This window comes from Frigoribacterium sp. SL97 (assembly GCF_026625765.1).
Classification (GTDB): Bacteria; Actinomycetota; Actinomycetes; order Actinomycetales; family Microbacteriaceae; genus Frigoribacterium.
The window spans coordinates 3,157,655-3,183,926 of sequence record NZ_CP113062.1 but is presented as its reverse complement, the minus strand read 5'-3'; the positions used below and the strand labels follow the sequence as shown (position 1 = coordinate 3,183,926).

The 26,272-nt window shown below is 73.8% G+C and carries 27 protein-coding genes; 8 read left to right on the top strand and 19 right to left on the bottom strand.

Annotated elements, in window-relative coordinates; translation table 11 throughout:
• The first annotated feature begins 38 nt into the window (after positions 1-38).
• Both OVA02_RS15525 and OVA02_RS15520 read left to right on the top strand, forming a co-directional pair.
• Positions 39-1,403, top strand: a complete 1,365-nt coding sequence (locus OVA02_RS15525; RefSeq protein ID WP_267658778.1) for a peptidoglycan DD-metalloendopeptidase family protein — start codon at positions 39-41, stop codon at positions 1,401-1,403.
• Between the two features lie 28 nt (positions 1,404-1,431).
• Entirely contained in the window at positions 1,432-1,956 is a 525-nt protein-coding gene (locus tag OVA02_RS15520) for a GNAT family N-acetyltransferase (protein ID WP_235452638.1), read from the top strand.
• Between the two features lie 167 nt (positions 1,957-2,123).
• Here OVA02_RS15520 and OVA02_RS15515 read toward each other — a convergent pair whose 3' ends face one another.
• Positions 2,124-2,861, bottom strand: a complete 738-nt coding sequence (locus OVA02_RS15515; protein ID WP_056046680.1) for a S1 family peptidase — start codon at positions 2,859-2,861, stop codon at positions 2,124-2,126.
• 234 nt (positions 2,862-3,095) lie between these two features.
• Between OVA02_RS15515 and OVA02_RS15510 the strand changes: the two genes are divergently transcribed.
• The gene (locus OVA02_RS15510) at positions 3,096-3,455 is read left to right on the top strand and encodes a hypothetical protein (protein WP_056046678.1); all 360 of its coding nucleotides are present in this window, start codon (positions 3,096-3,098) and stop codon (positions 3,453-3,455) included.
• A gap of 36 nt (positions 3,456-3,491) precedes the next feature.
• On the opposite strand, the gene OVA02_RS15505 is transcribed toward OVA02_RS15510, so the two are convergent.
• From OVA02_RS15505 to OVA02_RS15490, 4 genes are all read right to left on the bottom strand, one after another.
• The gene (locus OVA02_RS15505; RefSeq protein ID WP_157485361.1) at positions 3,492-4,478 is read right to left on the bottom strand and encodes a hypothetical protein; all 987 of its coding nucleotides are present in this window, start codon (positions 4,476-4,478) and stop codon (positions 3,492-3,494) included.
• Between the two features lie 67 nt (positions 4,479-4,545).
• On the bottom strand, positions 4,546-5,427 hold the full coding sequence (locus OVA02_RS15500) for a DNA/RNA non-specific endonuclease (RefSeq protein ID WP_056046674.1): 882 nt from the start codon (positions 5,425-5,427) through the stop codon (positions 4,546-4,548).
• 140 nt (positions 5,428-5,567) lie between these two features.
• Positions 5,568-6,242 (bottom strand): PadR family transcriptional regulator, encoded by a 675-nt coding sequence (locus OVA02_RS15495; protein WP_082460323.1) that lies wholly within the window; start codon positions 6,240-6,242, stop codon positions 5,568-5,570.
• Positions 6,243-6,407: 165 nt separating this feature from the next.
• A complete protein-coding gene (locus OVA02_RS15490) occupies positions 6,408-7,331 on the bottom strand; it encodes an HpcH/HpaI aldolase/citrate lyase family protein (protein ID WP_082460322.1) in 924 nt (307 codons plus the stop codon).
• Positions 7,332-7,498: 167 nt separating this feature from the next.
• Here OVA02_RS15490 and OVA02_RS15485 point away from each other — a divergent pair, with 167 nt between their 5' ends.
• The 3 genes from OVA02_RS15485 (at position 7,499) to OVA02_RS15475 (ending at position 11,374) form a co-directional block, all read left to right on the top strand.
• Entirely contained in the window at positions 7,499-9,055 is a 1,557-nt protein-coding gene (locus tag OVA02_RS15485; protein WP_056046672.1) for a CvpA family protein, read from the top strand.
• Between the two features lie 107 nt (positions 9,056-9,162).
• Positions 9,163-9,882, top strand: coding sequence for a hypothetical protein (locus tag OVA02_RS15480; protein ID WP_267658777.1), 720 nt, complete (start codon positions 9,163-9,165; stop codon positions 9,880-9,882).
• A 211-nt stretch (positions 9,883-10,093) separates the two neighbouring features.
• Positions 10,094-11,374: an Nramp family divalent metal transporter gene (locus tag OVA02_RS15475; RefSeq protein ID WP_056046670.1), complete on the top strand. Its 1,281-nt coding sequence runs from the start codon at positions 10,094-10,096 to the stop codon at positions 11,372-11,374.
• 98 nt (positions 11,375-11,472) lie between these two features.
• On the opposite strand, the gene OVA02_RS15470 is transcribed toward OVA02_RS15475, so the two are convergent.
• Entirely contained in the window at positions 11,473-12,582 is a 1,110-nt protein-coding gene (locus OVA02_RS15470) for an alpha/beta fold hydrolase (protein WP_056046669.1), read from the bottom strand.
• A 150-nt stretch (positions 12,583-12,732) separates the two neighbouring features.
• Here OVA02_RS15470 and OVA02_RS15465 point away from each other — a divergent pair, with 150 nt between their 5' ends.
• Positions 12,733-13,353 carry an SRPBCC family protein gene (locus tag OVA02_RS15465; RefSeq protein WP_267658776.1) on the top strand — a complete coding sequence of 207 codons (621 nt, stop codon included), beginning with the start codon at positions 12,733-12,735 and terminating at the stop codon, positions 13,351-13,353.
• 149 nt (positions 13,354-13,502) lie between these two features.
• On the opposite strand, the gene OVA02_RS15460 is transcribed toward OVA02_RS15465, so the two are convergent.
• On the bottom strand, positions 13,503-14,039 hold the full coding sequence (locus OVA02_RS15460; protein ID WP_056046665.1) for a DUF1990 family protein: 537 nt from the start codon (positions 14,037-14,039) through the stop codon (positions 13,503-13,505).
• Between the two features lie 48 nt (positions 14,040-14,087).
• Between OVA02_RS15460 and OVA02_RS15455 the strand changes: the two genes are divergently transcribed.
• Positions 14,088-14,705, top strand: coding sequence for an RBBP9/YdeN family alpha/beta hydrolase (locus OVA02_RS15455; RefSeq protein WP_056046663.1), 618 nt, complete (start codon positions 14,088-14,090; stop codon positions 14,703-14,705).
• A gap of 11 nt (positions 14,706-14,716) precedes the next feature.
• Here the strand turns inward: OVA02_RS15455 and OVA02_RS15450 are convergent, their stop codons facing one another.
• The 12 genes from OVA02_RS15450 to OVA02_RS15395 all read right to left on the bottom strand — a co-directional run bounded on the left by OVA02_RS15450 (position 14,717) and on the right by OVA02_RS15395 (position 26,007).
• Positions 14,717-16,018, bottom strand: a complete 1,302-nt coding sequence (locus OVA02_RS15450) for a hypothetical protein (RefSeq protein WP_056046661.1) — start codon at positions 16,016-16,018, stop codon at positions 14,717-14,719.
• On the bottom strand, positions 16,015-16,746 hold the full coding sequence (locus tag OVA02_RS15445; protein WP_267658775.1) for an ABC transporter ATP-binding protein: 732 nt from the start codon (positions 16,744-16,746) through the stop codon (positions 16,015-16,017). The genes OVA02_RS15450 and OVA02_RS15445 overlap by 4 nt, the downstream gene beginning before the upstream one ends.
• A gap of 130 nt (positions 16,747-16,876) precedes the next feature.
• A complete protein-coding gene (locus OVA02_RS15440; protein ID WP_056047805.1) occupies positions 16,877-18,163 on the bottom strand; it encodes a M18 family aminopeptidase in 1,287 nt (428 codons plus the stop codon).
• Between the two features lie 104 nt (positions 18,164-18,267).
• The gene (locus OVA02_RS15435; protein WP_056046657.1) at positions 18,268-18,642 is read right to left on the bottom strand and encodes a hypothetical protein; all 375 of its coding nucleotides are present in this window, start codon (positions 18,640-18,642) and stop codon (positions 18,268-18,270) included.
• A gap of 89 nt (positions 18,643-18,731) precedes the next feature.
• Complete coding sequence (locus OVA02_RS15430; RefSeq protein WP_200922584.1) at positions 18,732-19,724, bottom strand: DNA-3-methyladenine glycosylase 2; 993 nt, start codon at positions 19,722-19,724, stop codon at positions 18,732-18,734.
• Positions 19,721-20,377 (bottom strand): DNA-3-methyladenine glycosylase I, encoded by a 657-nt coding sequence (locus OVA02_RS15425; protein ID WP_157485463.1) that lies wholly within the window; start codon positions 20,375-20,377, stop codon positions 19,721-19,723. Before OVA02_RS15425 ends, OVA02_RS15430 begins: the two co-directional genes overlap by 4 nt.
• 44 nt (positions 20,378-20,421) lie before the next feature.
• Positions 20,422-21,048 carry a methylated-DNA--[protein]-cysteine S-methyltransferase gene (locus OVA02_RS15420; protein WP_056046655.1) on the bottom strand — a complete coding sequence of 209 codons (627 nt, stop codon included), beginning with the start codon at positions 21,046-21,048 and terminating at the stop codon, positions 20,422-20,424.
• Positions 21,045-21,605, bottom strand: a complete 561-nt coding sequence (locus OVA02_RS15415; RefSeq protein ID WP_082460320.1) for an RNA polymerase sigma factor — start codon at positions 21,603-21,605, stop codon at positions 21,045-21,047. The genes OVA02_RS15420 and OVA02_RS15415 overlap by 4 nt, the downstream gene beginning before the upstream one ends.
• Position 21,606: 1 nt before the next feature.
• Positions 21,607-22,125 (bottom strand): methylated-DNA--[protein]-cysteine S-methyltransferase, encoded by a 519-nt coding sequence (locus OVA02_RS15410; protein WP_056046652.1) that lies wholly within the window; start codon positions 22,123-22,125, stop codon positions 21,607-21,609.
• 265 nt (positions 22,126-22,390) lie between these two features.
• Positions 22,391-22,669, bottom strand: a complete 279-nt coding sequence (locus OVA02_RS15405) for an acylphosphatase (RefSeq protein WP_056046650.1) — start codon at positions 22,667-22,669, stop codon at positions 22,391-22,393.
• Between the two features lie 192 nt (positions 22,670-22,861).
• Complete coding sequence (locus OVA02_RS15400; protein ID WP_200413585.1) at positions 22,862-23,848, bottom strand: aldo/keto reductase; 987 nt, start codon at positions 23,846-23,848, stop codon at positions 22,862-22,864.
• Between the two features lie 140 nt (positions 23,849-23,988).
• Positions 23,989-26,007: a hypothetical protein gene (locus tag OVA02_RS15395; RefSeq protein WP_267658774.1), complete on the bottom strand. Its 2,019-nt coding sequence runs from the start codon at positions 26,005-26,007 to the stop codon at positions 23,989-23,991.
• Between the last annotated feature and the right edge of the window lie 265 nt (positions 26,008-26,272).

The window sequence follows — 26,272 nt, the reverse complement described above, 5'->3', positions numbered from 1 at the left end:
CAGCGGGCTCAGGACCGACCACAGATAGGTGCTCCTCCGTGACTTCGCCCGTGTCCCTGCCCCGCCGTCAGGGCGTCGCCGCCGCCGTGGCGACGGTGCTGCTCAGCCTCACGCTCGTCGCGTCGGGCGCGGTGCTCGGGGGCTCGCCCGCACAGGCCGCCTCGTACCCGACGTGGGACGACGTCCAGGCGGCCCGGTCGAGCGAGTCGGCGAAGGCTTCCGAGGTCAGCCGCATCCAGGGGCTGCTCGACCAGCTCGCGAGCGACGCCACCACCGCCCAGGCCGAGGCCGAACGCCTCGGTGCCGAGTTCGAGCAGGCCCAGGCCGACGCCGACGCCGGTGCCGCCAAGCTCGCCGAACTGCAGTCGCAGGCCGACGAGAAGGCTGCGGTGGCCGACGCCAGCGAACAGCGCGCCGGTCAGGTCTCGGCGCAGCTCGCCCGCACCGGTGGCGGTGACGTGTCGTCGCAGCTCGTGGGCGACACCGAGCAGGCCGACGACCTGCTGTACCGCCTCGGCGCGATGAGCAAGCTCACCGAGCAGACCGACGGCATCCGTCAGCAGGCCGTGAACGACCGCAACGTGGCCCAGTCGCTGTCCGACCAGGCCAAGGTCGCCTCGGACGCGCTCGTGAAGTTGCAGGGAGCCGCCCAGGTCTCGATGGACGAGGCCCAGGCCGCGTCCGACGCCGCCGCGGCCGCCGTCGCCGCCCAGCAGGAGAACGAGTCGCGCCTCCAGGGCCAGCTCGCCGTGCTGCAAGACCAGAGCCTGCAGACCGAGGCCGACTACGCCACCGGCGTCGAGGTCGCGCGTCAGGCCGAAGAGGCCCGCAAGGCCGCCGCCGCCGCCGAGGCCGCCCGCCAGGCCGAGGCGCTCCGTCAGCAGCGCGCCGCGGCTGCCGCGGCCGCCGCTGCCCGACCCTCGACGCCCTCCGCACCCGCGCCCGCCCCGTCCGCCGGCGGCGGTTCGTCCGGCGGTGGCGGTGCCTCGAGCGGCTCGGGCTGGGTGCGCCCCAGCGCCGGGTACATGTCGAGCGGCTACGGCATGCGCGTGAACCCCGTGACCGGCGTGTACCGCATGCACGACGGCATCGACCTGGCCCCCGGCTGCAACAGCCCGATCTACGCGGCGACCTCCGGGACGGTCACCTTCGCGGGCCTGACCGGCGGCTACGGCAACTACATCCAGGTCAGCCACGGCGGCGGCGTCTCGACCGCGTACGGCCACATCGTCAACAGGGGCATCAAGGTGTCCCGCGGGCAGAGCGTCGTCGCGGGCCAGTTGATCGCGCTCGTCGGTTCGACCGGCAACTCCACCGGCTGCCACCTCCACTTCGAGACCCGCGTCGGCGGCGCCTCGACCAACCCCGTGCCGTTCATGGCCGCGCGGGGCGTGCGACTCTAGGCACCCCACGAGGGGGCAGAATCGTCTGGTGACGAACACCGCTCCCTCCGCCCTGCCCCCGCTGCACCTCGAACGCGTCGCCTTCGACGATCCCCGTGCCGTCGCCCTGCGCGACGCCATGGACGCCGAGATGACCGTCCGCTACCACCGCGACGTCGTCGAACCCGTCGACGTCGTCGAGGCCCGGAACGCCGCCCTCACGGTGCACCCGTCGAACGTGCTGGCCACCGTGCTGGTGGTCGTCGACGACGGTGCCGACGGCGGCACGCCCGTCGGCCACGCCCTCGTGCAGAGCCGGGACGGCGAATGGGAGGTCAAGCGGGTGATCGTCGCGGACGGTCAGCGTGGCCGCGGCATCGGCCGGCTGCTGATGGCCGAGCTCGAGGCGGTCGCCCGAGAGGGCGGTGCCCGCCGACTCATCCTGCAGACCGGGGACCGTCAGCCCGACGCCGTCGCCCTCTACGAGAAGATCGGCTTCACCCGCATCCCGACCTACGAGCCCTACGTCACGACCATCCCGCAGTCGATCTGCTTCGAGAAGCCGATCGCCTGACGTCCGGCGGCCGACGCCCCCCGAGGAGGCGCGGGTCGACACGACGACGGAGGCGCGCCCCGGTCGCGTGACCGGGGCGCGCCTCCTGCGTTCCGTGGGTGGGCGTGTCCGTACGGGCCTTGCGTCCGAGGCCGCCCGTCGCCGGCGGACCCGCCCGAGGTCGCGGACTAGAGGCCGGCGGTCGAGCGGATCCAGGTCGCGCTCTGCGACAGCACGGCGTAGTTCGAGCCGGCACGGGTGTTCGCGCCCGGGTCGGCCTCGTCGCCGGTGGAGCAGACGGCCACGATCTGGCCGCCCACGATCAGGGGGCCACCCGAGTCGCCGTGGTTCGCCGCGCCGGTGGTGCCGGTCAGGTGCTGCGCGGCCCCGCCGTAGGCGTCGGTGCTGCGGCCGGTCAGGCCCACCGTCGCCTGGTACAGGCCGTCGGACTGCACCGAGTTGGCGCGTAGGCCGTAGCCCATGATCGTGCCGCTGCCCGACGACGTCGCCTGGAACCCGAGGTTCAGCGTCGGGTAGCTGCCGAGCGCCTTCGGCTGGCCGAGGTGCACGAGCGCGATGTCGCCCGCGGGGGCGGCGGCGACGCGGTCGACGGCGATCGCGGTGCCCGGGTTCGTCGTGCTGTTCGAGTGGTACACCTGCATCGAGGTGACGCCGTCGATGCAGTGGCGGGCGGTCAGCACCCAGCTGGCGTTGATCTGCTCGCCGGTGCAGGCGTAGCTCGCGGTGCCGCCGGTCCGGAAGACCAGCTGCACGGCCCACGGCGTCGTGGGAGCCTTCTCGCCGCCGACGACGTCCGTCGACCGGATGGTGTCGACGGGCCCGGCGGCGACGGCCGAGGTCGAGACCCCGAGCGATCCGACGACGAGGGCTGCGGCGGTGAGGGCGGCGGCGACGGAGGTCTTCATGTGGTTCCCCTTGGTTCGTGTTGTGCGTGTCGGGTGGTGCGTGTCGGGTGGTGCCTGCCGGCGGTCCGGTGATCGACCGACCGGGTGGATCGGACACGTGCCGCCTGGGTCGAGCTTCCGCCTGGCCCTCGTTCGGGGGCAAGTCGGCACTCTGGCCGACTTGACGGCGGGTGTTGCGCGTGGCAACAGTGCCCGTGCTCGCGAGGGGTGGGGGCGGACGGGTAGCGTGTGCGGGTGATCACGCGACGAGACGCCGCCCTGCGACTGGACATCCCGCTCGAGATGGCCAAGCGCCACGGCCTACCGCCGAAGATGACGGTCGACGAACTCGTCGCGATCGAGCGGACGCCGCCGGCCTGGCTGGTGCAGTCCCGGGCGAACCGCACGGGCAAGCCGGTGTGGGTCGAACTGGAGTGCGTCGTCTGCGGCTACCACGAGGCGGCTCGCCCCAAGAAGTGGTGGCCCGAGTACACCTACCTCAGCTGCGACGACCACGGTGCGGACGAGTTGCCCGAGCCCGAGCCGGGCGTCGTGCGCGCCGAGGTCGACGGCGTCGGCACCCGCTTCGTCGCCATCGTCGACGTCGCCCCCTGACCCGACTGCCTGCCCGGGAGGCGCGCGCCACGTCGGTCAGATCGTGTACTGCACCGAGACGGGCGGCTCGAGCCCGGCGAGCAGGTGCACGTACGCCTGGCGGGCGTCCTCGACGAGCAGTTGCCGCTGGATGTGTTGGTCGTGCCAGTCGACCAGGTCGTCGGGCGTGACGTCGTCGACGTCGTCGGCCACGAGGTAGGTGAACGCGTAGGCGCTGCCGCCGTCGTCGAGGGTGCGACGGTAACCGAGGGTCTGGCGGCTCAGGGCGTCGACGAAGACCTCCCAGCCGGGGTCGCTCGCGTCCGGCAGGGTGACGTCGACCACGGGGTGGGCGGCGCCGACGGCGGGGGAGGCGAGTCTCGTCCCGAGGGTGGCCGTCCGCATCGTCGTGGCGGCGGGCCCGGCCGCCGCGAGGTCGACCGGGTCGGAGTCGTCGGGCACCGGACGGCCCCTGACCGGGCCCGGGTCAGGCGAACCCGCGGCCGCAGGGGCTGCCGCCCGGGCCGCAGCGGAGGCGCCGGCCAGCGACGCCTCGGGAGAGCTCGTGTCGACGCCTCGGACCACGTCGTGGTCGACCCGGGCGACGGCACGCGCGAGGGCGCCGTCGAACAGCTGCAACCGTCGCGCCGTCGCCCGCAACCAGGCCTCGAGGGCGTCTCGTTCGTCGGACGAGAAGGGCTCGGGCTCGAAGGAGTGCACGGCGAAGGACGCCGCCTCGACCGACCACTCCCACGCGAGCACGACGCGGAGGAGTGCCGACCGTCGGGGCATCAGGGCGAGCGTCCCCTGGCGCAGCCCGGGTGAGAAGTGCAGTTCGGGTTCGTCGAGCAGGTGCCGGACGCCGCGGGCCGCACCGGTCGAGGTGGTCGGCACCAGGAAGTCCACCCGGACCTCTCGCCAGGGTGTGGCCCGGACCGGCGGCGCGTCCTCGTCACGCAGCACCGTCAGGCTGCGCGGCATCTCGGGCGGCAGGGGTGACGGGGCGTCTGTGGGGTCGACGGGATCTCGGTCGTTCGGTGCCATGGCCCGAGAATGCTGGCACGGCCCGATGCGAGCCGCCTGGACGAGCCGGGGCCGCGTCGCCTGGCGGTCAGAACGACAGCTGGTCGACCGACGTGAGCGGCACCCACCCCGCGCGGATGCCGTCCGGCGGCTCGATCGTGGGCACGGGCCGGAGCGTGTCGGCCTCGGCGAGTTGGGCGAGGTCGAAACCGGTCATCTCGGCGATGTCGCGGACGGGCACCTGGTAGGTGCGGTACGGCCCGAGGGGCGGCGGGTCGCCCTGCTCGTGCGCGCGGGCGAAGGCCGCCTCGAGGTCGACGCCGTCGAGTTCGGGGGACTGGTCGAGCAGGTACGCCGCGCTGCGCAACGAACCGCCGTCGGAGGTCGTCCAGGCCGCGACCTTGAAGAACCGACGGGGCAGGCGGATGCCGCGGTAGGGCGCGTCGTCGTCGAGCAGCACGGGCGCCGTGAAGACCGTCAGCCGCTGCCGATGCGTGGAGGCGTACTGCAGCACCTGGTCCTCGAGGCCGAGCCACAGTTCTTTCGACTGGTTGAACTCGGCGGCCTGGGGTGCGGCGTTGGTGAAGCTGAAGGTGTCGACGTTCGCCGCGGCCGCGACGGCACGCTCGCCCCAGACCGGGTCGCGCCGACGCACGAGGTGCCCCCGGTCGAGGTCGTTGGAGGCGTACACCTCGGGACCCGTCTGCTCGTCGTCGGGCACGCGCTCGTCGAGGTGCCAGTCGTCGCCCCGGCCGAGGTCGACCAGCGACGACCCGTCGATGTTGACGGCCGTCAGGGCGGCCAACCGCCGGACGGGGTCGAGCAGCACCGTGAAGTGGACGTAGGGCAGCTCGCGGACGGTGGCGTGGACGGCCGGCAGGGGCACGTCGACCGTGAGGAATGACGGGTCGTACCCGGCGCGCCCGAGGTCGGCGGTGCTCGCGGTGGTGCGGTCGTCTGCGGTGCTCATGCGCGCCTCCGGCGGGGTCGTCGTGCTCGTGGGCCCATCATGCCCACGACCCCGGACATCGGTCCGGCCGCCACCGGAGGACGGCCCACCGGAGGAGGGCCGGCCGGGGCTCGGTCGGCCGAGCCTCGGCCCGCCGGGGCTCAGTCGGCCAGGATCGTGTAGAGCGCGCGGCGTGCCTCGTCGAGCTTGGCGGTGGCGGCGGCCCGCTGGGCGTCGCTGCCGTCGTGGTGGAACTGCTTGACGACGCCCATGAGCTTCATGAGGCTGGTCTGGAACTCGCGGTCGGTGTCGCTCGCGTCGTCCGCCGTGGCGGCCCAGGCCCTCTCGATCTCGTCGGCGTGTTCGGCCACGTAGGCCCGGCCTGCGTCGGTCAGCGTGAAGACGCTCTTGGTCGCGGCCTCGTCGGACGAGATGAGCTCTTCGTCGACGAGTTGCTGCAGCGTGGGGTAGACCGAGCCGGGGCTGGGCTTCCACGTGCCGTCGGTGCGCTCGGCGATCGCCTTGATCAGGCCGTAGCCGTTCGACGGGGCGTCGGACAGCAGCGAGAGGATCGCGAGGCGCACGTCGCCGCGTCGTGCCCGGCCGCGTCCTCCGCGGCCCGGTCCGAAACCGCCGGGACCGAAGCCCGGGCCGCCGGGGCCGAAACCGGGGCCGAAGCCGCCGAAGCCCGGACCGGGGCGGAACCCGCGGCCGAACGGACGGCCGAAGCGGCCGTGACCCTCGCCGCGGCCGATCGGGTCGTGCCGGGCGTCGGGGGAGTCGTGGTGCCGGCGACGGGGGTCGCCGTGGTTCTCGGTGGTGAAGTCGGTACCCATGGGGTACTCCTCTCGGGTCGGGGGGAAGAGATCGAGGTCGCGACGTCCTGTCGCGATGTGTCAAAGATATGTCGGTGACTATCGTCTGTCAACGGTCCGGCGGACATCCGGGCAGAAAGAAAGGAGGCGCGTCCCGAGTGGGACGCGCCTCCTTCCGTCGAGCCGTCAGTTCGCGGCTTGCACCCCGAACGCCGAGGCGAGCTTCTCGATCTTCTGGGCCCGGCCCAGGCGGGGCAGGTCGCTGCCGTCTCGGATGACCCGGCCGCGTCCCTCGAAGTCGGCGAGGAAGTCCTGGGCCCAGGCGACGTCGGACGGCGTGGGGCTGATGACCTCGTTGATCACGGGCAGCTGCTCGACGTCGAGGCAGAGCTTGCCGGTGAGGCCGAGGGCGACCGCGACCCCGGACTGCTCGCGCAGGACGGGGTGGCTGCTGCCCACCGTCGGGCCGTCGATCGGGCCGGGCAGCCCGCCGATGCGGCTCGCCACGACGAGGCGGGAGCGGGGGTAGGCCATGGCCAGGTCGTCGGCGCTCGTGCCGGTGTCGCGGCGGTAGTCGCCGCTTCCGAACGCGAGGCGGAACGCCCCGCGGGCCTTGGCGATGGCGGGGCTCTCCTCGATGCCGAGGGCCGACTCGACGAGCGCGAGCACCGGCACCGCGCCTCCGAGCCGGTCGAAGGTCTCGGTGACGTGTTCGGGCGCCTCGGTCTTGGCGAGCATGACGCCGTGCAGTCCGGGCAGGCCCATCAGGGCGTCGACGTCGTCGGACCAGAAGTCCGTCGAGCGGTCGTTGATGCGCACCCAGGCCTCGCCGCCGCCCGTGAGCCAGGCGACGACGTCGTCGCGTGCGGCTGGCTTGCGGGCGGGGTCGACCGCGTCCTCGATGTCGAGGACGATCTGGTCGGCGCGGGACGCCTGGGCCGAGTCGAAACGGTCGGGGGCGGTGCCCGGCACGAGCAGCCACGAACGGGCGATGTCGGCCTTCGGTCGCGTGCGGGCGGCCGCCGCGGCCCGGCGGCCCGTCGCCGCGGAGTCGGTCGCGCCGGAGGCCGTCGCGGTCGGGTCGGAGGGGGTCTGGCTGGTGTCGGTCATGACGTCGTCGTCCTTCGTCGCTCGGCGGTCCGGTCCACGCTACCGGCTCGTCCGCGCCCGTGAGTCCCGCGGGCGCGGGCGGGGGCTCCCGGCCCGGGGTGCCGTTCGGGCGTAACGTTCAGGCGGATCACAGATCCAGGGAACGACCCCACCGACAGGAGTGAGCCATGACCGACGCGAACGATCCGCGGCGCGACCGCCCCGACCACGAGGGACGCGATCCCCAGTACGGCGACACGAACGACGCCCCGCGGTCCGACGAGACCGGCGAGACGGTCGAGCCGACCGAGGTGCCGTACGGCTCCGAGGTCCCGACCCAGCAGCCCCCGGCCGTCGACTTCGGCGGCGACGCCCCGACGCAGCAGCAGCCCGCCGTCGACTTCGGGTCCGACGCCCCGACGCAGCAGCAGCCCGCCGTCGACTTCGGGTCCGACGCCCCGACGCAGCAGGCCCCCGTCGCCGACGCCGAGGACCGCCCGGTCGTCGCCGAGGCCCCCGCGAACCCCGAGGCGTCCGGCCTGGACGCGCACGGGGCTCCCGCGTCGTCCGACGAGGAGGCGCTGCCCGATTCGGTGCCCGCCGAGTACGTCCCCGGCGACACCGGGTCCGACCAGCACGCCGACGCCGACGCGTCGACCGACGCCGACGCGTCGACCGACGCCGACCGCCGCGACACCGAGGTCCTCTCGGAGTCCGACCGCGACGCGGCCTCGACCGGCCGTCCCACCGAGGCGGTCCCCATGGTGGCGCCGACCGAGCCCGCCCAGCGGGCCTGGTCCGCCTCCTCGGACGGCACGCGCCGTCCGCTGCACGACGACGAGGCCCTCCGTGCGGCCGAGGCCGCCCGCGCCGGCGAGCCCGCCACCGGTGACCGAGGGGACGACACGGCCACCGCGGCGTCCGCGACCGCGGCGACGGGCGCCTCCTCGTCCTCGCACGACGGGTGGGTCGACGACCGCTCGGACGCCGAACGCGACGCCACCGACCGCGCCGCGGCCGAGCGTCAGCCCTCGTTCGGTCAGGACGCCCCCACCGCCGTCGCGCCCACCGCGGCGGCAGCCGGAGGCGCGGCCGCAGGAGCCGCCGCGGGTCGCGACACCGGCTCCCACGCCTACCCCCTCGTCAAGGACTCGGGCATCGACCACGTGTCGGTGCGCCGTGAGCTGCTCGCCCAGCAGAAAGAGGAGTTCGGCGGCATCCGCTTCGGCGCCGGCCTGCTCGGCTGGTTCGCCGCGACGGGCTTCGGCCTCGTCATGATCACGATCTTCGGCGGCGTCCTCGCGGCCTGGGGCGGGGTCGCATCCGGTTCGACCGCCATGGCCGACCTGCGCAGCTTCACGACCGACAACGCCGACGTGCTCGCGCTGACCTCGGGCATCGTGGTGCTCGCGATCATCTTCTTCGGGTACCTCATCGGTGGTTACACGGCGTCGCGCATCGCCCGCTTCAGCGGCTTCAAGCAGGGGCTCGCGACCTGGCTCTGGGGTCTGGTCATCACGATCGTCCTGGCGATCGTCGTCGGCGTCGTCGGCACCCAGACCGGAGACTCGTCGTCGCCGAATCCGTTCGTGCCCTCGATGGACGACCTGCAGTCGTCGTCCCTCGCCGGTCTCATCGGCCTCGGCCTCGTCGTCGTCCTGAGCTTCGCCGGTGCCGTCCTCGGTGGCCTGCTGGGTCAGCGGTACCACCGCAAGGTCGACCGCTTCTTCTCCGAAGAGGACTGAGCGCCGCGAGGGGGCGTCCCGGCCGGGTCGCCCCCTCGCCCCATCCGACGCGGCCCGGGCGTCGAACACCGATCAACTCCACCGGGCAGCACAGACAAGGACCATTCATGCGCACCCCCTTCCGTTCCTCCCTCGGTCGAGGCGTCCTCGGCGTCGTCGCCACCGGAGCCCTCGTGTTCTCGCTCGCGGCCTGCGCCTCGACCTCGGACTCCGAGAGCAACAACACGGCCCCGACGCACCCCGTCAACCAGACCCGTGAACCCGGCCCCGGCGAGAGCATGCTGCCCGAGGCGTCCATCCCGGATCTGTCGAACGGCGTCGACACGCAGGTCGCCGTGGACGCGTCCTTCGTCGAGGCCCTCACGAGCCTGGGCCTGACCCCCGGCGTCGTGGGCACCGCGACCTTCACCGACGGCACCTTCGCCTTCCCCATCACCGGCGGAAACGTCGACTACTACGGCCCCGACAGCGACGTGCGACCCTACGTCCAGGGCGAGATCGACCACGACGGCTCCGGCCTCAGCCTGACCTCGGCCGACGGCACCGTCGTCGAACTGACCGACTTCCGCATCGACCCGGGCGAGTCGAAGCTCTACGGCACCGTCACCGCCAACGGCACCGTCGCCGCCGAGGACGCCTACCTCTTCAACCTCTGGGGTGGCACGCTGAAGCCGATCCAGATGGAAGGCTCCAACGCCGTCCTCGAGGGCACCACGGTGCACATCAGCCCCGACGCCGCGTCGCTGCTGAACCAGACCTTCAAGACCGACGCCGTCCAGGACGAGATGCTCGTCGGCGTCGCGAAGATCACCGCCGCCACCGAGTAACACCCCCGCTCGACCGATCGGGCACGTCCGATCACCGAGGAACCCCGTTCGCGAAGAAGAACCCCGATCAATCGTGGTTCGTCTTCGGGAACGGGGTTCTCGGCGTTCGGGCGCGGCGTTCGGTGTGCGGGTGCGGCGTGCGGCCTGCGGGCGGGTTACGGAGGCCTCACACCAAGGTTTCGGGACTCCGAAATCTTGCTAGGGTCGAGGCATGAGCTCGTCCGACACCCGCCGTGCCGACGCCGACCGACCCCGTGACGGCCGTGCCCCGCAGGTCGTGCACGCCCGACCCCGCGGCACCCTGCTCGGCCCGGCGTTCGTCGCCGCGATCGCGTACGTCGACCCCGGCAACGTCGCCGCCAACCTCACGGCTGGGGCGGCGTACCAGTACACGCTCCTCTGGGTGCTCGTCCTCGCGAACGCCATCGCGGTGCTCGTCCAGTACCTGTCGGCGAAGCTCGGCATCGTCACGGGTCGGTCGCTGCCCGAGGTGATGGGCACGCGCCTCCGTCGTCGGCCCCTCCGGCTGGCGTACTGGGGTCAGGCCGAGCTGGTGGCGGCCGCGACCGACGTCGCCGAGATCATCGGGGGAGCCCTCGCGCTCCAGCTGCTCTTCGGGGTGCCGCTGGTCGTCGGGGGCCTGATCACCGGCCTCGTCTCGCTCGGCCTGCTGCTGCTCACGAGGTACCGCAGCGGGCGAGTCTTCCAGACCGTCGTCATCGCCCTGCTCGCCGTCCTCACGCTCGGCTTCTGCGCGGGGCTGCTCTTCGCCCCGCCGTCGGCCGGAGGCATGCTCGCCGGTCTCGTGCCCCGCTTCGAGGACAGCACGGCCGTGCTGCTCGCCGCGTCGATGCTCGGCGCGACGGTCATGCCGCACGCGGTCTACCTGCACTCCGCACTCACCCGCGACCACCACGGCGTCGTGGCCGAGGGGGCGGACCGTGCCCGCGTGCTGAAGGCCACCCGGTGGGACGTCGTGCTGGCGTTGCTCGTCGCCGGCGGCGTCAACATCGCCATGCTCGTGCTCGCGGCCTCGACCCTGTCGGGTCAGGACGGCACCGATACGATCCCCGGGGCCCAGCGGGCCATCGCGGCGGCGCTCGGGCCGGTGATCGGCGTCCTGTTCGCCGTCGGCCTCCTCGCGTCGGGTCTCGCGTCCACGTCGATCGGGGCGATGGCGGGCGCCGAGATCATGAAGGGCCTGCTGCACGTGCAGGTGCCGCTCATGGTGCGCCGGGTCGTCACGTTGATCCCGGCCCTCGTGCTGCTCGCGACGGGCATCAGCCCGACGTGGTTGCTCGTGCTCAGCCAGGTCGTGCTGAGCTTCGGCATCGCCTTCGCCCTCGTGCCCCTCGTCGTCGCGACGAGCGACCGGTCGCTCATGGGCACGGGAGTCAACGCCGTCGGGACGCGGATCGCCGGTTGGGTGGCCGTGGTCGTCGTCGTGGCCCTCAACCTCGTGCTGATCGGGCTGACCGTCTCGGGGGCGTGAGGGGCGGCGGCGAGGCGACCCGCGCCTCCTGCGTTCCCGACCCGACCCGACCCGACCCGCCCCGGCCCGGCCCGGCGCGGCCGGGACGAGCCGCACCGTCAGCGGTCGGCGCCGCCGGTCGTGGGTTCGATGTGCGGGCCGTCGTCGGGGTCGGCGCCGGCCGCGGCCTTCTCGGCCTGGCGACGGTCGAACGCCGCCTGCATCGACTCGGCGTGGTCCGTCTTGGCCTTCGCGAGGGCCTCGTCGTCACCGCGCATGGTCGCCGCGGTCGAACGCAGGCGCGCCCCCACGGCCTTCACGAAGTCGGCCGGGCTGGGGCTGAAGTCGTCGCTCTCGTCGCCGTCCCCCGCGTCGACGTAGTGGTGCAGCTCGACGCCCTCGTCGTGCCGGATCGGCTGCTGGGCGTGCTCGACGCAGAGCTTGGCGACCTCTTCGGCGTGGGCGTGCATGACGGAGTGGGCGGCCCCGGGCATCTCCCACAGGCGGGACGAGGGCAGCAGTTCGCCGACGCGGCGCACCCACTCGCGTGGGGCGACGGCGTCGTGCTCGCCCCGGATGACCAGGGTGTCGGCGGCGATCTGCGGCAGGTGCCGCTCGATCGGGTACGTCATCATCTTCGGCAGGATGCGGGAGAACCAACGCACCCCGCAGAGCACGTAGGCGCTCAGGGCCAGGAACTTCACCCGGCCGGGCTCGTGCCAGGCGGCCCGGGCGAACCGCACCGCCTGCTCGAGCACGTGTCGATGGGCCGGATCGATCACCGGCCCGATCAGCACGACGGTCGACAGGTCGGGTCGGCGCGCGGCGAGGTCGACGACGATCTGCGTGCCCATCGAGTGCCCGACGACGACCGGGTCGTGGAGTCCCAGTTCGTCGATGGCGGTGCCGACGAGGTCGGCGTACTCGCGGATGCTCAGGGCGTGACCCGGGTGCGGCACCCCGGCGAAGCCCGGCAGGTCGAGAGCGTGCACGGGGCCGAACTCGTTGAGGTTCGGCGCGAGGCGCTCGAAGTAGTCGGACGAGACGCCGATGCCCGGCACGAGGACGAACGGACGCTCGCCCGTGTCGCCGATCGTGTTGACCCGCACGTAGAGGTCGCCCCGCTCGACGCGACGCACGGTGACGGTCGTGTCGACGTCCCCCGCTCGCGAGGCGTCGCGGGCGGCCGAACGCCGTGGCGAACCGGCGTGGCGACGTCGAGGGGTCATCGGATCAGTGTGGCACGGTGGGCTCGGAGCCCGGGACGGTGGCGCGGGCGGGGTCCCCGGTGGCAGGCTGACCCCGCCGGGTCCCGCCCGCGGCGCACCGCCTCCGCCCCACCGCCTCGACCCACCCGCCTCGACGAGAGAAGAGTCATCGTGCCCGCTGCCGACATCGTCCGGACCGTCACCCTCGCCGCGCCTCCCGCCGTGGTCTTCGACGCCGTCACCACGGGCACCGGCGGGTGGCTCTGGCCCGGTGAGGTCGAACCCCGGGTGGGAGGCGCGGCCGGGCCGGGTGCGGTGGTCACGGCCTGGCGACCGGGTCGCCACTACGCCAACCGCATGGAGGGCGAGGGCGGCTGGTTCAACGAGCTCGACTTCGCCCTCGCGGCAGGCGACGACACCGAGGAGGCGACCCGGCTGACCTACCGGCACTCGAGCGTCTTCGACGAGGGGCAGGTGCCCGGCGTCGAGGAGCACACCGACTTCTACCTGCACACCCTTGCCGAGTACGTCGCATGGTTCACGGGGCGGGAGGCCACGTTCACGAGCGTCGACGCCCCGGAGTCGTCGCGGGCGGCGGGATCGGCCGCCCGGGTGCTGCAGGCCCTCGACCTGGCCGACGACGTCGAGGTCGGTGACGCCGTCGTGGTCGACCTGCCCGGCGTCGGTCCGGTCGCCGCGGGACTCTCGTACCGCACCGCGTCGTTCGTGGGGCTGCGGACCGCGAGCGCGCTCGTCCGCGTCTTCGGGCGGGAGGCTTGGGGGCCGGGGTGAGCGTCAGCGTCCACGACTTCGCCGACGGGGCCGACGCCGCCGCGACCGGGTCGGCCTGGCAGAGGTGGCTCGACGACCTGTTCTCGTGAGCCGCGCCTCCTCGTCCCCACGGAGGGGTGACCGGGCCGTCCGGTGAGGGCGCGGTGCCGTCAGGCGGAGGCCACGACGACGTCGAGGGCACGGAGGTTGCGCCGCAGGATCAGCGAGAGGGCGAGTGCGGACGCCGGCCCGGCGGCCCGCATCCACCACGCGGCGGGGAGCCAGACGACGCGGATGTCGAGGGTGACGCGGTCGTCGTCGTGGTGGTGCACGCGGTAGCTCTCCCAGCCGCGCTGGGGGTGGCCGACCAGGGCGGCGTGTCCGAAGCCGATCTCGGTGGCGGACCGGACGACGGCGAACACCCGGCAGGCGACCGGTGGGTGCACGGGGCCGAGGGTCACGCCCCAGACGCTCGTCGCACCGACGGCCACGCGGACGGGCACCTCGAGGGGCACGAAGCCCGAGCCGCGGTGCACCTGCCAGTGCAGCACGGCGTCCCCTGCGGCCTCGAAGGCGGCCCGGCCGTGGCCGATCACCCGACTGCGCGTCGTCACGTGGAATCGGGTCGGCGGCGGACCGTCGAGGGTGGGCTCGCCCTCGAAGGCGTAGCCGTGGCCGAACCGGGCGCGGTACGGGTGTGACGTCATGGGTCGACCCTGCCACGTGAGGACGCCGGCTCGGGGCATGATCGGACCGTGACCGACGCGACCGCCCCGACGCCGACCCCGCCCACGGCCTTCCTGATCCTGCACGGCTGGCAGAACCATCGTCCCGAGGGGCACTGGCAGCGCTGGCTCGCCGGCGAGCTCGAGGCCCGCGGACACGCGGTGCGCTACCCGCAGCTGCCCGACGCCGACGAGCCCACGCCCGCCGCCTGGGACGCCGCGGTGCGACACGAACGGGCCGCCCTGCCCGCGGGCCGTCCGGTGACGGTGCTGTGCCACAGCCTCTCGTGCCTGCTCTGGTTGAGGCTGCAGGCCGGCGTCGCGCCTCCGTCCGCCGACCGGGTGGCGCTGGTCGCGCCTCCGTCGCCCGAGCTGATCGCCGGCCAGCCGATCCACGCGTTCGTGGCCGGGGAGCTGTTCGACGGGCGGCGGCTCGCGCTCGGGGACGACGCCGAGTCGGTCGTCGTCGCCGGGGACGACGACGAGTGGCTGCCGCTCGGCCCGGTCGACACCTGGGAGGCGCGGGTCGACGCCCCGGTCGTCGTCGTGCCCCGAGGCGGTCACCTCACCCCGGACTCGGGCTACGGCGAGTGGCCGGCGGTCCTGGCCTGGGCGCTCGGGGCACCGGCGGCGGAGGCCTTCGGCTGATCCGCCGCCGGTCACGACCGTCGGCCGAACGAACTGCCCATCAGCAGTGCGACGAGGGCGAGCCCGGAACAGCACAGGGTGACCGGGTTCACGATCACGGCCGCCCACGTGCCGAGGTCGGCCTGGGCGGCCGACAACAGAGGTGAGGCCGAGACCGCTACCACGGCGACGGCGCCAAGGGCCCCGAGAGCCCAGAGCAGGACGGCCTCGAAGGAGGCGATGGCCCGAAGGGTCGCCGGGGCGGCTCCCGCGGCGAGCAGTGCTCGCCCGGTGTCTCGACGGATCGGGGCCGACAGGCTGAAGACGAGTGCACCCGTGACCGCTGCGAGGAGGGCGGGCGCCGTGGCGAGACCGGTCACGGCCGCCCAGTTGATCGTCGTCTCCGACGTGACCAGCGAACCGAACGCACGGAGGGCCTCGTCGCCCGCCAGGAAGACGGCGGCGAGTCCGCCGGGGACGGCGACGCCGACCATCGGCACCGAGATGCCCGCGCCATCGCGGCGGACGCCGTCCGCGACGGCCTGGAAGGCGAGTCGGGGAATGGTCCATCGGGTACCCCGCGCAACCAGACCGAGCCCGGCGGCGGCGAGACGGCAGGCCGCAGGGCCGATCGTGGACGCGGCGACTGAGCCGAGGACGACGAGGAGGAGCGACCAGGGCACCAGCCCGGCCACGTCGTCGTCCCTCATCGAAGTCGACGGCATCAGGGCCAGGAGCACCACGACGGCCGCGACGGGGATCGCGCAACCGAGCACGCGGCCGAGCCCGGCCCGTCGCGGACGCGGCGGGAAGCGGCTCGTCGCACCTGCCAGCGCCGGGGTCAGTGACAAGGCGACGACGACCGATGTGCCGACGGTGACCAGTGGACCCGTGGTGAGGACGAGGGAGCCCCAGGGAGTTGTCAGGGGGTTGAGGGCCGTGGCCGTCACGATCACGATGGCGACACCCCCCGTGGCGGCCGCGACCGTCACGACGGCCGTCTCGAGGGCGATGAGCGCGCGCCCCTGCCACGGCAGGACGCCCAAGGGCACCCAGGCGAGACGGGTCGGGTCGAACTGTGACTGGGTCAGCCGTGACACGGCGGCGAGGCACGTCGTGCCGGCGACGACGGCCATGAACGCCGCGGGAGTCGTCCACGAGCGGACGATGCCTCCGAGGGGGGCGGGCGCACCGCCTGCCGAGTCGACACCCGTCAGGGCGAGGCCGGCGACGACGGTGGTGACCAGGACGACGGCGCCGTAGGCGAACCAGGTGGCCCGATCGGTCGCGAGCATGCGCAGGGAGGCCGCGGCGAGACGAGTGAGGCCGATCATCTTTCGCTCTGTGTGTCGTGCACGGCTCGCATCCGCCGGCGGATGTCCGACGCCGTCGTCGGGGTCAGATGCGTGACGACCTGCCCCTCGGTGATCGCCGCGACGGCGTCGACGCTGGCGGCGAGCTCGAGATCGTGCGTGACCAGCACCGTGCCGCACCCCGCGGCCGCGAGCGCACGGATGCCGTCGACGACGTCGGCGCGGCTCTCGGCGTCGAGGCTCGAGGTCGGTTCGTCCAACGTCGCGAAAGGTGCCCGTTGGGCCAGCACCCGGGCGAAGGCGACTCTCTGCCGCTCGCCGCCGGACAGCTCGTCGGGTCGCCGGTCGGCCAGTCTGGTCAGGCCGAGGTCGGCGAGGGTCGATCGGGCAGTGGATCGCGACTTCGGGATGCGGCGGAGGTCGAGAGCGATCTGCGCGTTGTCCAAGGCCGACAACGACGGTACGAGGCCGCCGTCTTGAAGGACGATGCCGAACAGCTCTCGCCGTCGCCGAGCGAGCCGGGAGGGGGACAGGGACGTCAGATCGAGGTCGTCGACGAAGACCTGACCCGAGGAAGGGCGTTGGAGGCCCGTCAGGCAGCGAAGCAGAGAGCTCTTGCCGCTGCCGGATGCTCCCACGAGCGCTGTCGTGGACGATCGGGCGATCTCGAGTGCGGGAGCGGCCACCACCGGTCGGCGCCCGTACCGGATCTCGACGTCCGCCAGTCGTAGTCGATTCGCCTCGTGCATCGCACCAAACTACCGTGACATGTCAGACCGTCATGTCACGGCGAACCGCCTCGAGCAGAGCAGAGCAGAGCAGAGCAGGGCAGGGCCGCGGCCGTCCGCGCCGGGCCTGCGGATCGGGCCCGCGCCGGGTCTACGCGTCCGGCGCGAGGAAGGCGGCGGCGGCGCGTGACAGGTAGGCCGGGTCGTCGGCGCCGCACAACTCGCGGGCCGAGTGCATGCCGAGCAACGGGATGCCGACGTCGATCGTCCGGATGCCGAGTCGCGTCGCGGTGATCGGTCCGATGGTCGAGCCGCAGGGCACCGAGTTGTTCGAGACGAACTCCTGGAACGGCACACCCGCCTGCTCGCACGCCCGTGACCACTCGGCCGCCCCGAGCCCGTCGGTGGCGTAGCGCTGGTTCGCGTTGATCTTGAGCAGCGGCCCGCGGTTGACGACCGGCTGGTTGACCGGGTCGTGCCGCTCGGGGTAGTTCGGGTGCACCGCGTGCCCGGCGTCCGCGCTCAGGCACCACGACCCGGCGAGTGCCCGGCGGTGATCGGTCGTCGTCGCCCCGAGACCGGCCGAGACCCGGGCCAGGACGTCCTCGAGCAGCGGCCCGGCCGCACCCGACGGGGTGGCCGAACCGACCTCTTCGTGGTCGAACGCCGCGAAGACGGCGACGTGGTCGAGTTCGACGCCCGAGGTCGCCGTCTCGACCAGTGCGACGAGACCGGCGTGGGTCGACGACAGGTTGTCCATGCGCCCGGCGGCGAAGAGCTCGCCCGACATCCCCAGGACCGCAGGAGGCGCGGTGTCGGCCACGACCACGTCGTACCCGGTCACGTCGGCTCCGGTCAGTCCGGCCAACCCGGCGAGGTGGCCGAGGACGTCGGCCTCGTCGAGCGGCCCCGCCCCGACCACGGGGTTCAGGTGGCGCTGGGGGTCGAGCTTCAGGCCCTCGGCGTTGACGCCCCGGTCGAGGTGGACGGCGAGCTGCGGGAAGCGCAGCAGCGGCCCGGTGCGCACCAGGTGCGTCTCGCCGCTGCGGGTGACCAGTCGGCCGGCGAACTCGAGGTCGCGGTCGAGCCACGAGTTGAACAGCGGACCGCCGTAGACCTCGACGCCGGCCTGCAGCCAGCCGCGGGTGCCGGTCGTCGGCTTGGGCTTCAGCTTGAAGCCGGGGGAGTCGGTGTGCGCTCCGACGACGCGGAACGGCGTCGTGGCCGTCGCGGTGGCCGGCTCGATCCAGGCGATGACCGCGCCGTCGCGCACGACGTAGCGACGGCCCGGGCCCGAGGGCCACTCGGCGGTCTCGTCGAGGGCGGTGAACCCGGCGTCGTCGAGCCGGCGGGCGGCCTCGGCCGCGGCGTGGAAGGACGAGGGCGAGGCCTGGATGAAGCGGGCGAAGTCGTCGAGGTGGGGGCGCGTGTCAGTCATCCCCACCAGCATGCACCACCCGGTCGCCGCCGAGACCTCACGAAGGGGCCGAGGCCCCGGCTCGCGCACGTGGGTCTCGGCGCCCTCCCGGGGTCTCACACGGGTCAGCGGCCGCCGCTGCCGCCGCGGTTCGCGCCGATGTCGCCGCGGTGGGCGTTCGCCTCGGGGTCGGCCGAGTGCGGGTCCTCGTCGTCGACGGTCAAGGCGGCGTCCTGCTCGCCCGAGACGCCCCCGGGGCTCACGGCGACGTAGCCGTCCTCGCCCGAGTGGCTGCCGCCGAGCGGCTGCGTGACGTCGCCGTCCGGCGTCGCGTCGCCCGATGCGGCGGGTTCGCCCTGCGTGTCGGTCGGGCCCGTGCCGTGGGCGGCCCGGTGCGTCTCGATCGCGGCGGCCTCGACCGCAGCCTGGTCGAGCGCGTCGCCGTGGCCGAGTTCGTCGTCCGGCTCGTGCGGGTCCGGGTTCGTGCGGGCGTCGCTCATCGGGGGGTCCTCTCGTGGTGGGCCTCCGAGGCTAGGCGCACCGCGCCTCCTCGTCCGGTCGTCGTCCTCGGCAGGTGGCGCCGAACGCCTCACGGCGCGGTCGGCAGCACCGCGGCCCAGAGGTGGAACAGGGCGTAGGCGCGCCAGGGCGACCACGGTGCCCCGGCGACCTCGGCCTCCTTCGTCGTCACCCCGCCCATCACGCGCCGCAGCACGAGGTCGCCCGCCGGCCAGGCGTCGCGGTCGCCGAGGGCGCGCACGGCCAGGTACTCGACGGTCCACGGGCCGATGCCGGGCACGGCGAGCAGGCGTCGGCGGGCGTCGGCGTGGTCGACGTCGGGGGCGATGACGAGTCCGTCGGCGACGACCTCGGCCAGGGCGTGGATCGTCCGCGCGCGACCGTTCGTCACCCCGACCGCGGCCCGCAGCTCGTCGACGTCGGCGTCCGCCAGGCGGTCGGCGCGGGGGAACCGCGTCAGGCCCGTCCCCGCGACGGGTTCGCCGTGGGCCGCGACGAGCCGCCCGGTGAAGGTGCGCGCCGCGGCGAGCGAGACCTGCTGCCCGAGCACCGTCATCACGGCCGTCTCGAACCCGTCGGGGTTGCCCGTCACGCGGATGCCCGGACGCGCCGCGACGAGCGGCCCGAGCACGGGGTCGTCGGCGAAGCCCCGCTCGACGTCGTCGAGGTCGGTGTCGAGGTCGAGCCACGTCCGCACGACGCGTCGTGCCTCGTCGACCGTCGCCTGCGTCGGCGGCACGCCGTCGGGCCCGGTCAGCGCGACGTCGACCCCGGTCGCCGCGAACGACAGGTCGAGACGGTGGGAGGCGCGGGCGGCTCCCGTACCCAGCTCGACCAGTCGCGCGTGCGTGGCCGCGGCGACGTCGGTGGCTTCGGCTCCCGGCACGCTGTGCGCCGCCAGCAATCCCACGGCGTGCGCGTGGTCCCAGGCGCCGACGGGTTCGACGACGAAGCGCGCGGTCGCCCCGTGCGGTATCGCCCCGTGCGGTACCGCCCCGACCGGTGCCGCCCCGTCGGGTGCCGCCCCGTCGGGTGCCGCCCCGTCGGGCGAGTCCGCGGTCACGACCCGGCCGCCCGGGGGCCGCCGTCCGGCACCGGCCGGCCGTCGTCGGCCCACACCCCGGACGACCCGCGGCGGTGGCTGTCGACGAGGTGCGTGTCGACGATGCCCGCGGCCTCCATCAGCGCGTGCATGGTGGTCGGCCCCACGAAGGTGAACCCCTTCGCCTTGAGTGCCCGCGAGAGGGCGAGCGACTCCGGCGACGTCGTCGGCACCTCGGCCATCGTGCGGGGCCGGGGAGTCTCGGCCGGCCGGAACGACCAGACGAAGTCGACCAGGCCGCCGTCGGCCCTCAGGTCGAGCGTCGCCCGCGCGTTGCGGATCGTCGCGTCGACCTTGAGCCGGTTGCGGACGATCCCCGCGTCGGCCATCAGCCGTGCCCGGTCCTCGTCGTCGAAGCGCGCGACGACCTCGGGGTCGAAGCCGGAGAACGCGCTCCGGAACGCCGGACGCTTGCGGAGGATCGTCGCCCACGACAGCCCCGACTGGAACGCCTCGAGGCTCAGCCGCTCGAACAGGCCCCGCTCGTCCCGGACCGGCAGCCCCCACTCGGTGTCGTAGTACTCGCGCAACAGCGGATCGGTCGATGCCCAGACCGGCCGGGCCAGCCCGTCGTCACCGACCACGACGCCCGCGCCCGCAACGTCAGACGGCACCGCTCCCGGGTCGGCCGTCGTCACGCCGGAGGTCACCGCGTCGCTCACGCCCCCGCCTCGAGGTCGATCAGGATCTGCTTGGCCGCCATGCCCCCACGGTAGTTGCCCGAGGTCCCGTCGCTCCGCACCACCCGGTGGCAGGGGACGACGAGCGGCAGGGGGTTGGTGGCGCAGGCCGTGCCGACGGCCCGCACCGCGCGAGGACTGCCCGAGGCCAGCGCCACCGCGGCGTAGCTCGTCGTCGACCCGTAGCCGATGTCGGGCAGGTGCTCGAGCACCGTCCGCTGGAACCCCGTCGACAGGCGCCGGTCGAGCGGCAGGTCGAACGCGCGGCGCTCGCCGCGGAAGTACTCGTCGAGCTCGCGTGCCACGGTGTCGAGCCGTGACGGCGCCTCGACGATGCGCGGGCTGACCGTCGAGGCGAGGCGGTCGAGCACCGTGTCGTGCCCCTCGATCTCGAAGGCCACCCGCAGCACGCCCACGTCGGTGGCGCAGAGCAGCAGGAGGCCGACGGGGGAGTCGAGGGTGCGGTAGGCCACGTCGACCGCCCCGACGCCGAGGGCGGTCTCGGCGAAGCGGGCGCGCAGCGCGGCGAGTCGCTCGTCGGTCGGGTCGAGGCTGGTCAACAGGTCGCCGGGGTCGGTCGACGCGTCGATGGGGGAGGCGGTCATCGGGTGCCCTTCGGCTCGGGGGAGGCGGACGGGACGGAGGCGCGGCCGGCGGCCCGGTCGGAGGCGTCAGCCGGTCGGGGCGTCGCCGGCTCCGCGAGCAGCCGCCGCAGCGCCGCGATGCCGTCCGCGGACGCACGCCGGGCCGCGTCCGCGCTGATGCCGGTCAGCTCGGCCACCTCGCGGTGCGAGAGCCCGACGAGGTGGTGGTAGACCACGGCACGCCGCTGGCCCGGCGGCAGGGTGCGCAGCGCCCCGTCGAGCTCGTCCGCGCGCGCGACGGTCTCGTCGTGAGGAGGCGCGGGCGGCGGTTCGGGCACCGTCTCGACCGGGCGGGGGCGACGCTCCCGTGCCCGCAGCACGTCGATCGCCTTGCGGTGCGCGATGGTCACCAGCCACGCCTCGAGGTTCGTCGACGCGGGGAGCGACGGATACGCGACGAGGGCCGCCACGAACGTCTCGCTCCAGGCGTCGTCGGTGTCGTGCTCGTCGAGCACGGCCCGGCAGACGCGCCAGACCGTGCGACCGTGCCGGGCGACCACGCGCTCGAAGGGTTCCACGTCAGAACAGCCGACCGGAGTCGGGGCCCGACGGCTGGTCGGCCTCCAGCCCGAGCAGGAACCGTTTGCGGTCGAGCCCGCCGGCGTAGCCGACCAGGGCCCCGCCCGAGCCGACCACGCGGTGGCACGGCACGACGATGCTCAACGGGTTGAGCCCGTTGGCGGCGCCGACCGCCCGGGCCAGGCCGACGCCGCCGAGCGCGGTCGCGAGCTGCCCGTAGCTGCGGGTCTCGCCGAAGGGGATGTCGCGGAGGAGCGTCCACACCCGCACCTGGAAGTCGTTGCCGCGCGGTGCCAGCGGGAGGTCGAAGGAGCGCCGCTCGCCGCCGAAGTACTCGCCGAGCTGGCGCCCGACCTCGGCGAAGTCGCTCAGGCCGACGCCGTCCCGCGAGACCGGGCCGAAGCCGGTCGGATCGGGCAGGTGGCGGTGCTCGTCGAAGTAGAGGCCGACGAGGCCCGTCTCGCCCCCGACGACGGTCAACGGACCGACGGGGGTGTCGACGCTGGTGTGGACGCTCACGGTGCCTCCTGGCTCTCGGCGATGGTATCCACCCCGTAGACGCGGCAGCGGCACCGGATGTGAGGTCACCGGTCGACGAGATCGGACGCCCCGGGCCGACCGGGCCGGACGGTCCGACCGAACCGGTCCGGGTGATCGGGCCGGGCCGTCGAGCAGGTACCCTTGAACGCCCGGTCCGGGCACTCCACACTGTCGGGTGTGTGCGAGCGTCCGGGCCGGGTCTCTCGTCTCCGGCCGCCGGGCCCCGTTCTGATCGTCGCTCGGGCTAGTGGCGCGTGCTGAACTCGCTCTCGCCCACGGGGGTGATCTCGCTCACCTCGACCCGGTCGACCCGGGCCCCACGAGGTCCCTCGTCCAGCCACTCGAGCAGCAGCGCCACCCGGTCGGGCCGTCCCTCGACCTCGACCTCGACGGTCCCGTCGGGCAGGTTGCGGACGAAGCCGCCGACGTCCAGTCGGTCCGCCTCGCCCTCGGTCGAGAAACGGAAACCCACGCCCTGCACCGAACCGTGCACGAGGGCCCGGCGTCTGATCACGTCGTCCATCGCTCGACCGTACCCGCGCCTCCTCGGGCTCGCCCTCGTTCCGGCCCCGGACGTCTCACCCCGCCATGAAGTGGACATCCCGCCACCAAAAAAGATGGCGGGATGTTCATTTCGTGGCGGGGTGGCGGGTTGGCGGGGTGGCGGAGCGACGGCTCACGCAGGGCGACGGCCGAGCCGACGCCGGTCGCCTCGCTACTTGTCGACCGTCGACATGTCGGCGTAGCGGGCGCCCTTCGGCGCGGCCACGTCGTCGAGCTGGTGCACCTGCTCGGCGTCGAGCACCACGTCGTCGGCCGCGACGTTCTCGTCGAGGTAGGCGCGGCGCTTCGTGCCCGGGATCGGCACGATGCCCTCGCCCTTGGCGAGCAGCCAGGCGAGCGCGACCTGACCCGGCGTGGCGCCGACGGCCCGGGCGACCTCGTCGACCTGCTGCACGATGCGGACGTTGGCCTGCAGGTTGTCGCCCGAGAAGCGGGGAGCGAACCGGCGGAAGTCGTCCTCGGCGAGCTCGTCCACCGAGCGGATGGTGCCCGTGAGGAACCCCCGACCGAGCGGCGAGTAGGGCACGAAGCCGATGCCGAGCTCGCGGACGGTCGGCAGGATCTCGGCCTCGGGCTCACGGCTCCACAGCGACCACTCGGTCTGCAGGGCGGTGATCGGGTACGTCGCGTGGGCACGGCGGATGGTCTCGGGCGCCGCCTCGGACAGCCCGAGGAACCTCACCTTGCCGGCCGTGACGAGCTCGCCCATGGCGCCCACGGTCTCCTCGATGGGCACGAGCGGGTCGACGCGGTGCTGGTAGTAGAGGTCGATGTGGTCGATGCCGAGGCGCTTCAGCGAGCCGTCGACCGACCGGCGGACGTACTCGGGGCGACCGTCGACCGTGCGTTCGGCGCGGGCCTCGGGGTCGGTCACGTTGCCGAACTTCGTCGCGACGACGGCGTGGTCGCGGCGGCCCTTGAGGGCGCGGCCGAGCAGCTGCTCGTTCGTGTGCGGGCCGTACATGTCGGCGGTGTCGAGCAGGGTGACGCCCACGTCGAGCGCGCGGTGGATGACGCGCACCGACTCGTCGTCGTCGGTGCTGTTGCCGGTGTAGAAGGCGGACATGCCCATGAGGCCGAGGCCGAGGCGGCCGACGTCGAGTCCGCCGTCGACCTGGCCGAGTGTGGTGTTCTTCATGGTCCCGAGCCAACTCCCTCGCACCCGGTGCGGGCACATGCCCGGCCCACGGGCCGACGGACCGCAGGAGGCGCGGTGCCCGTCGACCGGACACCGCGCCTCCTCTGCCTCGTGGGGTCGGGCCCCGGGGGCCGCCGCGGTCAGCGGCGCCCCGCCCGGCGACGGGTGACGGCCGAGCCCGTGACGAGCGCGAGGCCGAGGGCCAGGGCGGCCGCCGCGACGCCGAGCGGCAGGCCCGGCTCGCTGCCGGTGTAGGCGAGCGGTCGGCCCGAGCCGCCGGTGCCCGTGCCGCCCGTGCCCTGGCCTCCGGCTGCCGGCACGACGGGAGCCGGCGTGACGATCGGGTCGGGGGTCGGCTCGGGGTCGGGCACGGGGGTCACCACGGGAGGCGCGGGGAGGGTGATGGTCGGGACGGTCCCGTCGGCGGTCGGCGCCGTGAACGACCCGATGGCCTCGCCGTCGGCCACGACGTCGTAGGTCGTGCCGGGGACGAGGTCGTCGGCCCGGTAGACGCCCGCGGCGTCGGTGTTCGGGGTGGCGACGGGCTCGGGGTCGGTGGCGTCCGCCTCGATCAGCGACAGCTCGAGGTCGGCGGCGGGCGTGCCGTCGGAGTCCACGACGGTGCCCTCGACCGACACGGTCGCGGGGGCCGCGATCTGCACGGGCGGGATCGTCCCGCTCGTCGCAGGTGCGGTGATCGTGACGGCCGAGTCGACGTCCTCGTCGAGGACCACCTCGTACTGTTCGCCGGGGGTGAGGCCGTCCGCCGTGAACGAGCCGCCCGCGCCGGTCTCGACGCTCGCCACCGGCGCGGTCTCGCCGACCGGCACGATGTCGACCGTCGACCCGGTCGCGGGTGCCGATCCGTCGGGGTTCACGATGCTCGTCGTGATCTCGACGGTCGGGTCGAGCGTGATCGACGCGCCGGAGGCCGTGGTGACCGGACCGCGGGCGATGCCCGTGACCTCGTCCACCAGGTCGTACTCGGCCGCGGGGTCGAGCCCCTCGAAGGTGACCGAGCCGTCGGCTCCGGTCGTCCCCGACGCCACCGGGTCGATCTGGCCGGGCACGACGATGCTCACCGGACGGTCGGCCACGGGCGTCCCGTCGGCCTCCACGACCGTGACCGTGAGGGGCGCGGTGTCGGCGGGGGGCACGGCGCCCGTGAAGGCGAAGTCGAGGCCGGGGGAGTCGTCACCCGCGACCGTGAACGGCACGGCGGGCAGGGCTGCGGCACCGTCCGGCGCCGTCACGTCGACCTCGTAGGGCGTGCCCGAGACGAGGCCGGGGACCGACCAGGTGCCCTCGGGGCCGACCGTCGTGGTGGTCCCGACGACCTCACCGGTCGCCGGGTCGACGACCGTCACGATCGCTCCGGGGTAGGCCGCGCCGTCGTTCGTCACCACCCCGCTCGCGGTGAAGGTCTTGGTCACGAACCACGTCTGGTAGACGGGGAACCCGGAACGCTGCTGGTACGTGAAGGTCAGCGTCGACAGCGGCACGGTCGGGCTGAACCAGGCGGCGGCGCCCTCGGTGTCGGACGCGGTGGCGTTGCCGGTCAGCACGCCCGTGGCGGCGTTCCAGGTCGGCACGTCGCGCAGTCCCGCGGCGTCGCACGACGGCGACGGACCGCCGGCCGCGGTGCGGCAGTAGTTGTACGTGCTCCCGAAGCCGAGGGCGTCGGCGGGCACGGCCACACCGTCGGCGCCGGTGGCCGACACCGTCACCTGGTCGGCGTCGACGTCACCGAGCACGAACGACCAGTCGCTCGCGGGGGTGGCGCGATCGAAGGTGTAGGTCGTGACCGAGGCGGCGGCCGCGGTCGGCGAGTCCTGGGCGGGACGGAGGTTGAGGTAGGGGCGACCGCGGCTCGAGTCGTACTCGGCGCCGACCGGCGTGCCCGTGCCCTGCCACGTGCTCGATCCGCTGGGGATCGTCGCCTGGCGCGAGGTCGACGTGAACGTCGCCTGCGGGAAGTCCCCGGGGAGCGTCATCGTGCCCGTGTAGGCACGAGCCGTCCCGTCGACGGTGAAGTCGGCCCAGCCGACCGCTCCCGGTCCGGCGGCGGAGGCGCTGGTCGCGCCCCCGAGGGCCAGCGCGCCGGCCACGACGACCGTCACCCCCGTCGCCGCCCATGCCCTGATGCGCCTGTCGATCATGTCGTCGTCCCTCCTGCCCCACCCCTGATCGCGGGCCACGAGGTCGAGGTTATGTCAGGTGTGGTCGTCGTGTCACACCCGGACCGACCCGAGGCGTCGTCGCGGGCGTCGCCGCGTGCCGGGAACGACGAAGGGGCGCCGCCTCGCGACCGGTCACCCGGTGCGGAGGTCGGCGCCCCTTCGGGGACGTCGTGCGTCAGCGCTTCTTGGCGTTGGAGACGATGTCCTCCGAGTGGCCACCCGTCGCGCCCTTGGCCTTCTTGTC

Bases quoted from the DNA above. Each gene is read 5' to 3' on its own strand.
- OVA02_RS15420 (WP_056046655.1), bottom strand. From the start codon at position 21,048: ATGACCGCCTCCCCCATCGACGCGTCGACCGACCCCGGCGACCTGTTG.
- OVA02_RS15490 (WP_082460322.1), bottom strand. From the start codon at position 7,331: ATGACCGACACCAGCCAGACCCCCTCCGACCCGACCGCGACGGCCTCC.
- OVA02_RS15515 (WP_056046680.1), bottom strand. From the start codon at position 2,861: ATGAAGACCTCCGTCGCCGCCGCCCTCACCGCCGCAGCCCTCGTCGTC.
- OVA02_RS15495 (WP_082460323.1), bottom strand. From the start codon at position 6,242: ATGGGTACCGACTTCACCACCGAGAACCACGGCGACCCCCGTCGCCGG.
- OVA02_RS15450 (WP_056046661.1), bottom strand. From the start codon at position 16,018: ATGATCGGCCTCACTCGTCTCGCCGCGGCCTCCCTGCGCATGCTCGCG.
- OVA02_RS15460 (WP_056046665.1), bottom strand. From the start codon at position 14,039: ATGACGTCACACCCGTACCGCGCCCGGTTCGGCCACGGCTACGCCTTC.
- OVA02_RS15405 (WP_056046650.1), bottom strand. From the start codon at position 22,669: ATGGACGACGTGATCAGACGCCGGGCCCTCGTGCACGGTTCGGTGCAG.
- OVA02_RS15475 (WP_056046670.1), top strand. From the start codon at position 10,094: ATGAGCTCGTCCGACACCCGCCGTGCCGACGCCGACCGACCCCGTGAC.
- OVA02_RS15485 (WP_056046672.1), top strand. From the start codon at position 7,499: ATGACCGACGCGAACGATCCGCGGCGCGACCGCCCCGACCACGAGGGA.
- OVA02_RS15440 (WP_056047805.1), bottom strand. From the start codon at position 18,163: ATGACTGACACGCGCCCCCACCTCGACGACTTCGCCCGCTTCATCCAG.
- OVA02_RS15395 (WP_267658774.1), bottom strand. From the start codon at position 26,007: ATGATCGACAGGCGCATCAGGGCATGGGCGGCGACGGGGGTGACGGTC.
- OVA02_RS15500 (WP_056046674.1), bottom strand. From the start codon at position 5,427: ATGAGCACCGCAGACGACCGCACCACCGCGAGCACCGCCGACCTCGGG.
- OVA02_RS15505 (WP_157485361.1), bottom strand. From the start codon at position 4,478: ATGGCACCGAACGACCGAGATCCCGTCGACCCCACAGACGCCCCGTCA.
- OVA02_RS15435 (WP_056046657.1), bottom strand. From the start codon at position 18,642: ATGAGCGACGCCCGCACGAACCCGGACCCGCACGAGCCGGACGACGAA.
- OVA02_RS15470 (WP_056046669.1), bottom strand. From the start codon at position 12,582: ATGACCCCTCGACGTCGCCACGCCGGTTCGCCACGGCGTTCGGCCGCC.
- OVA02_RS15480 (WP_267658777.1), top strand. From the start codon at position 9,163: ATGCGCACCCCCTTCCGTTCCTCCCTCGGTCGAGGCGTCCTCGGCGTC.
- OVA02_RS15445 (WP_267658775.1), bottom strand. From the start codon at position 16,746: ATGCACGAGGCGAATCGACTACGACTGGCGGACGTCGAGATCCGGTAC.
- OVA02_RS15400 (WP_200413585.1), bottom strand. From the start codon at position 23,848: ATGAAGAACACCACACTCGGCCAGGTCGACGGCGGACTCGACGTCGGC.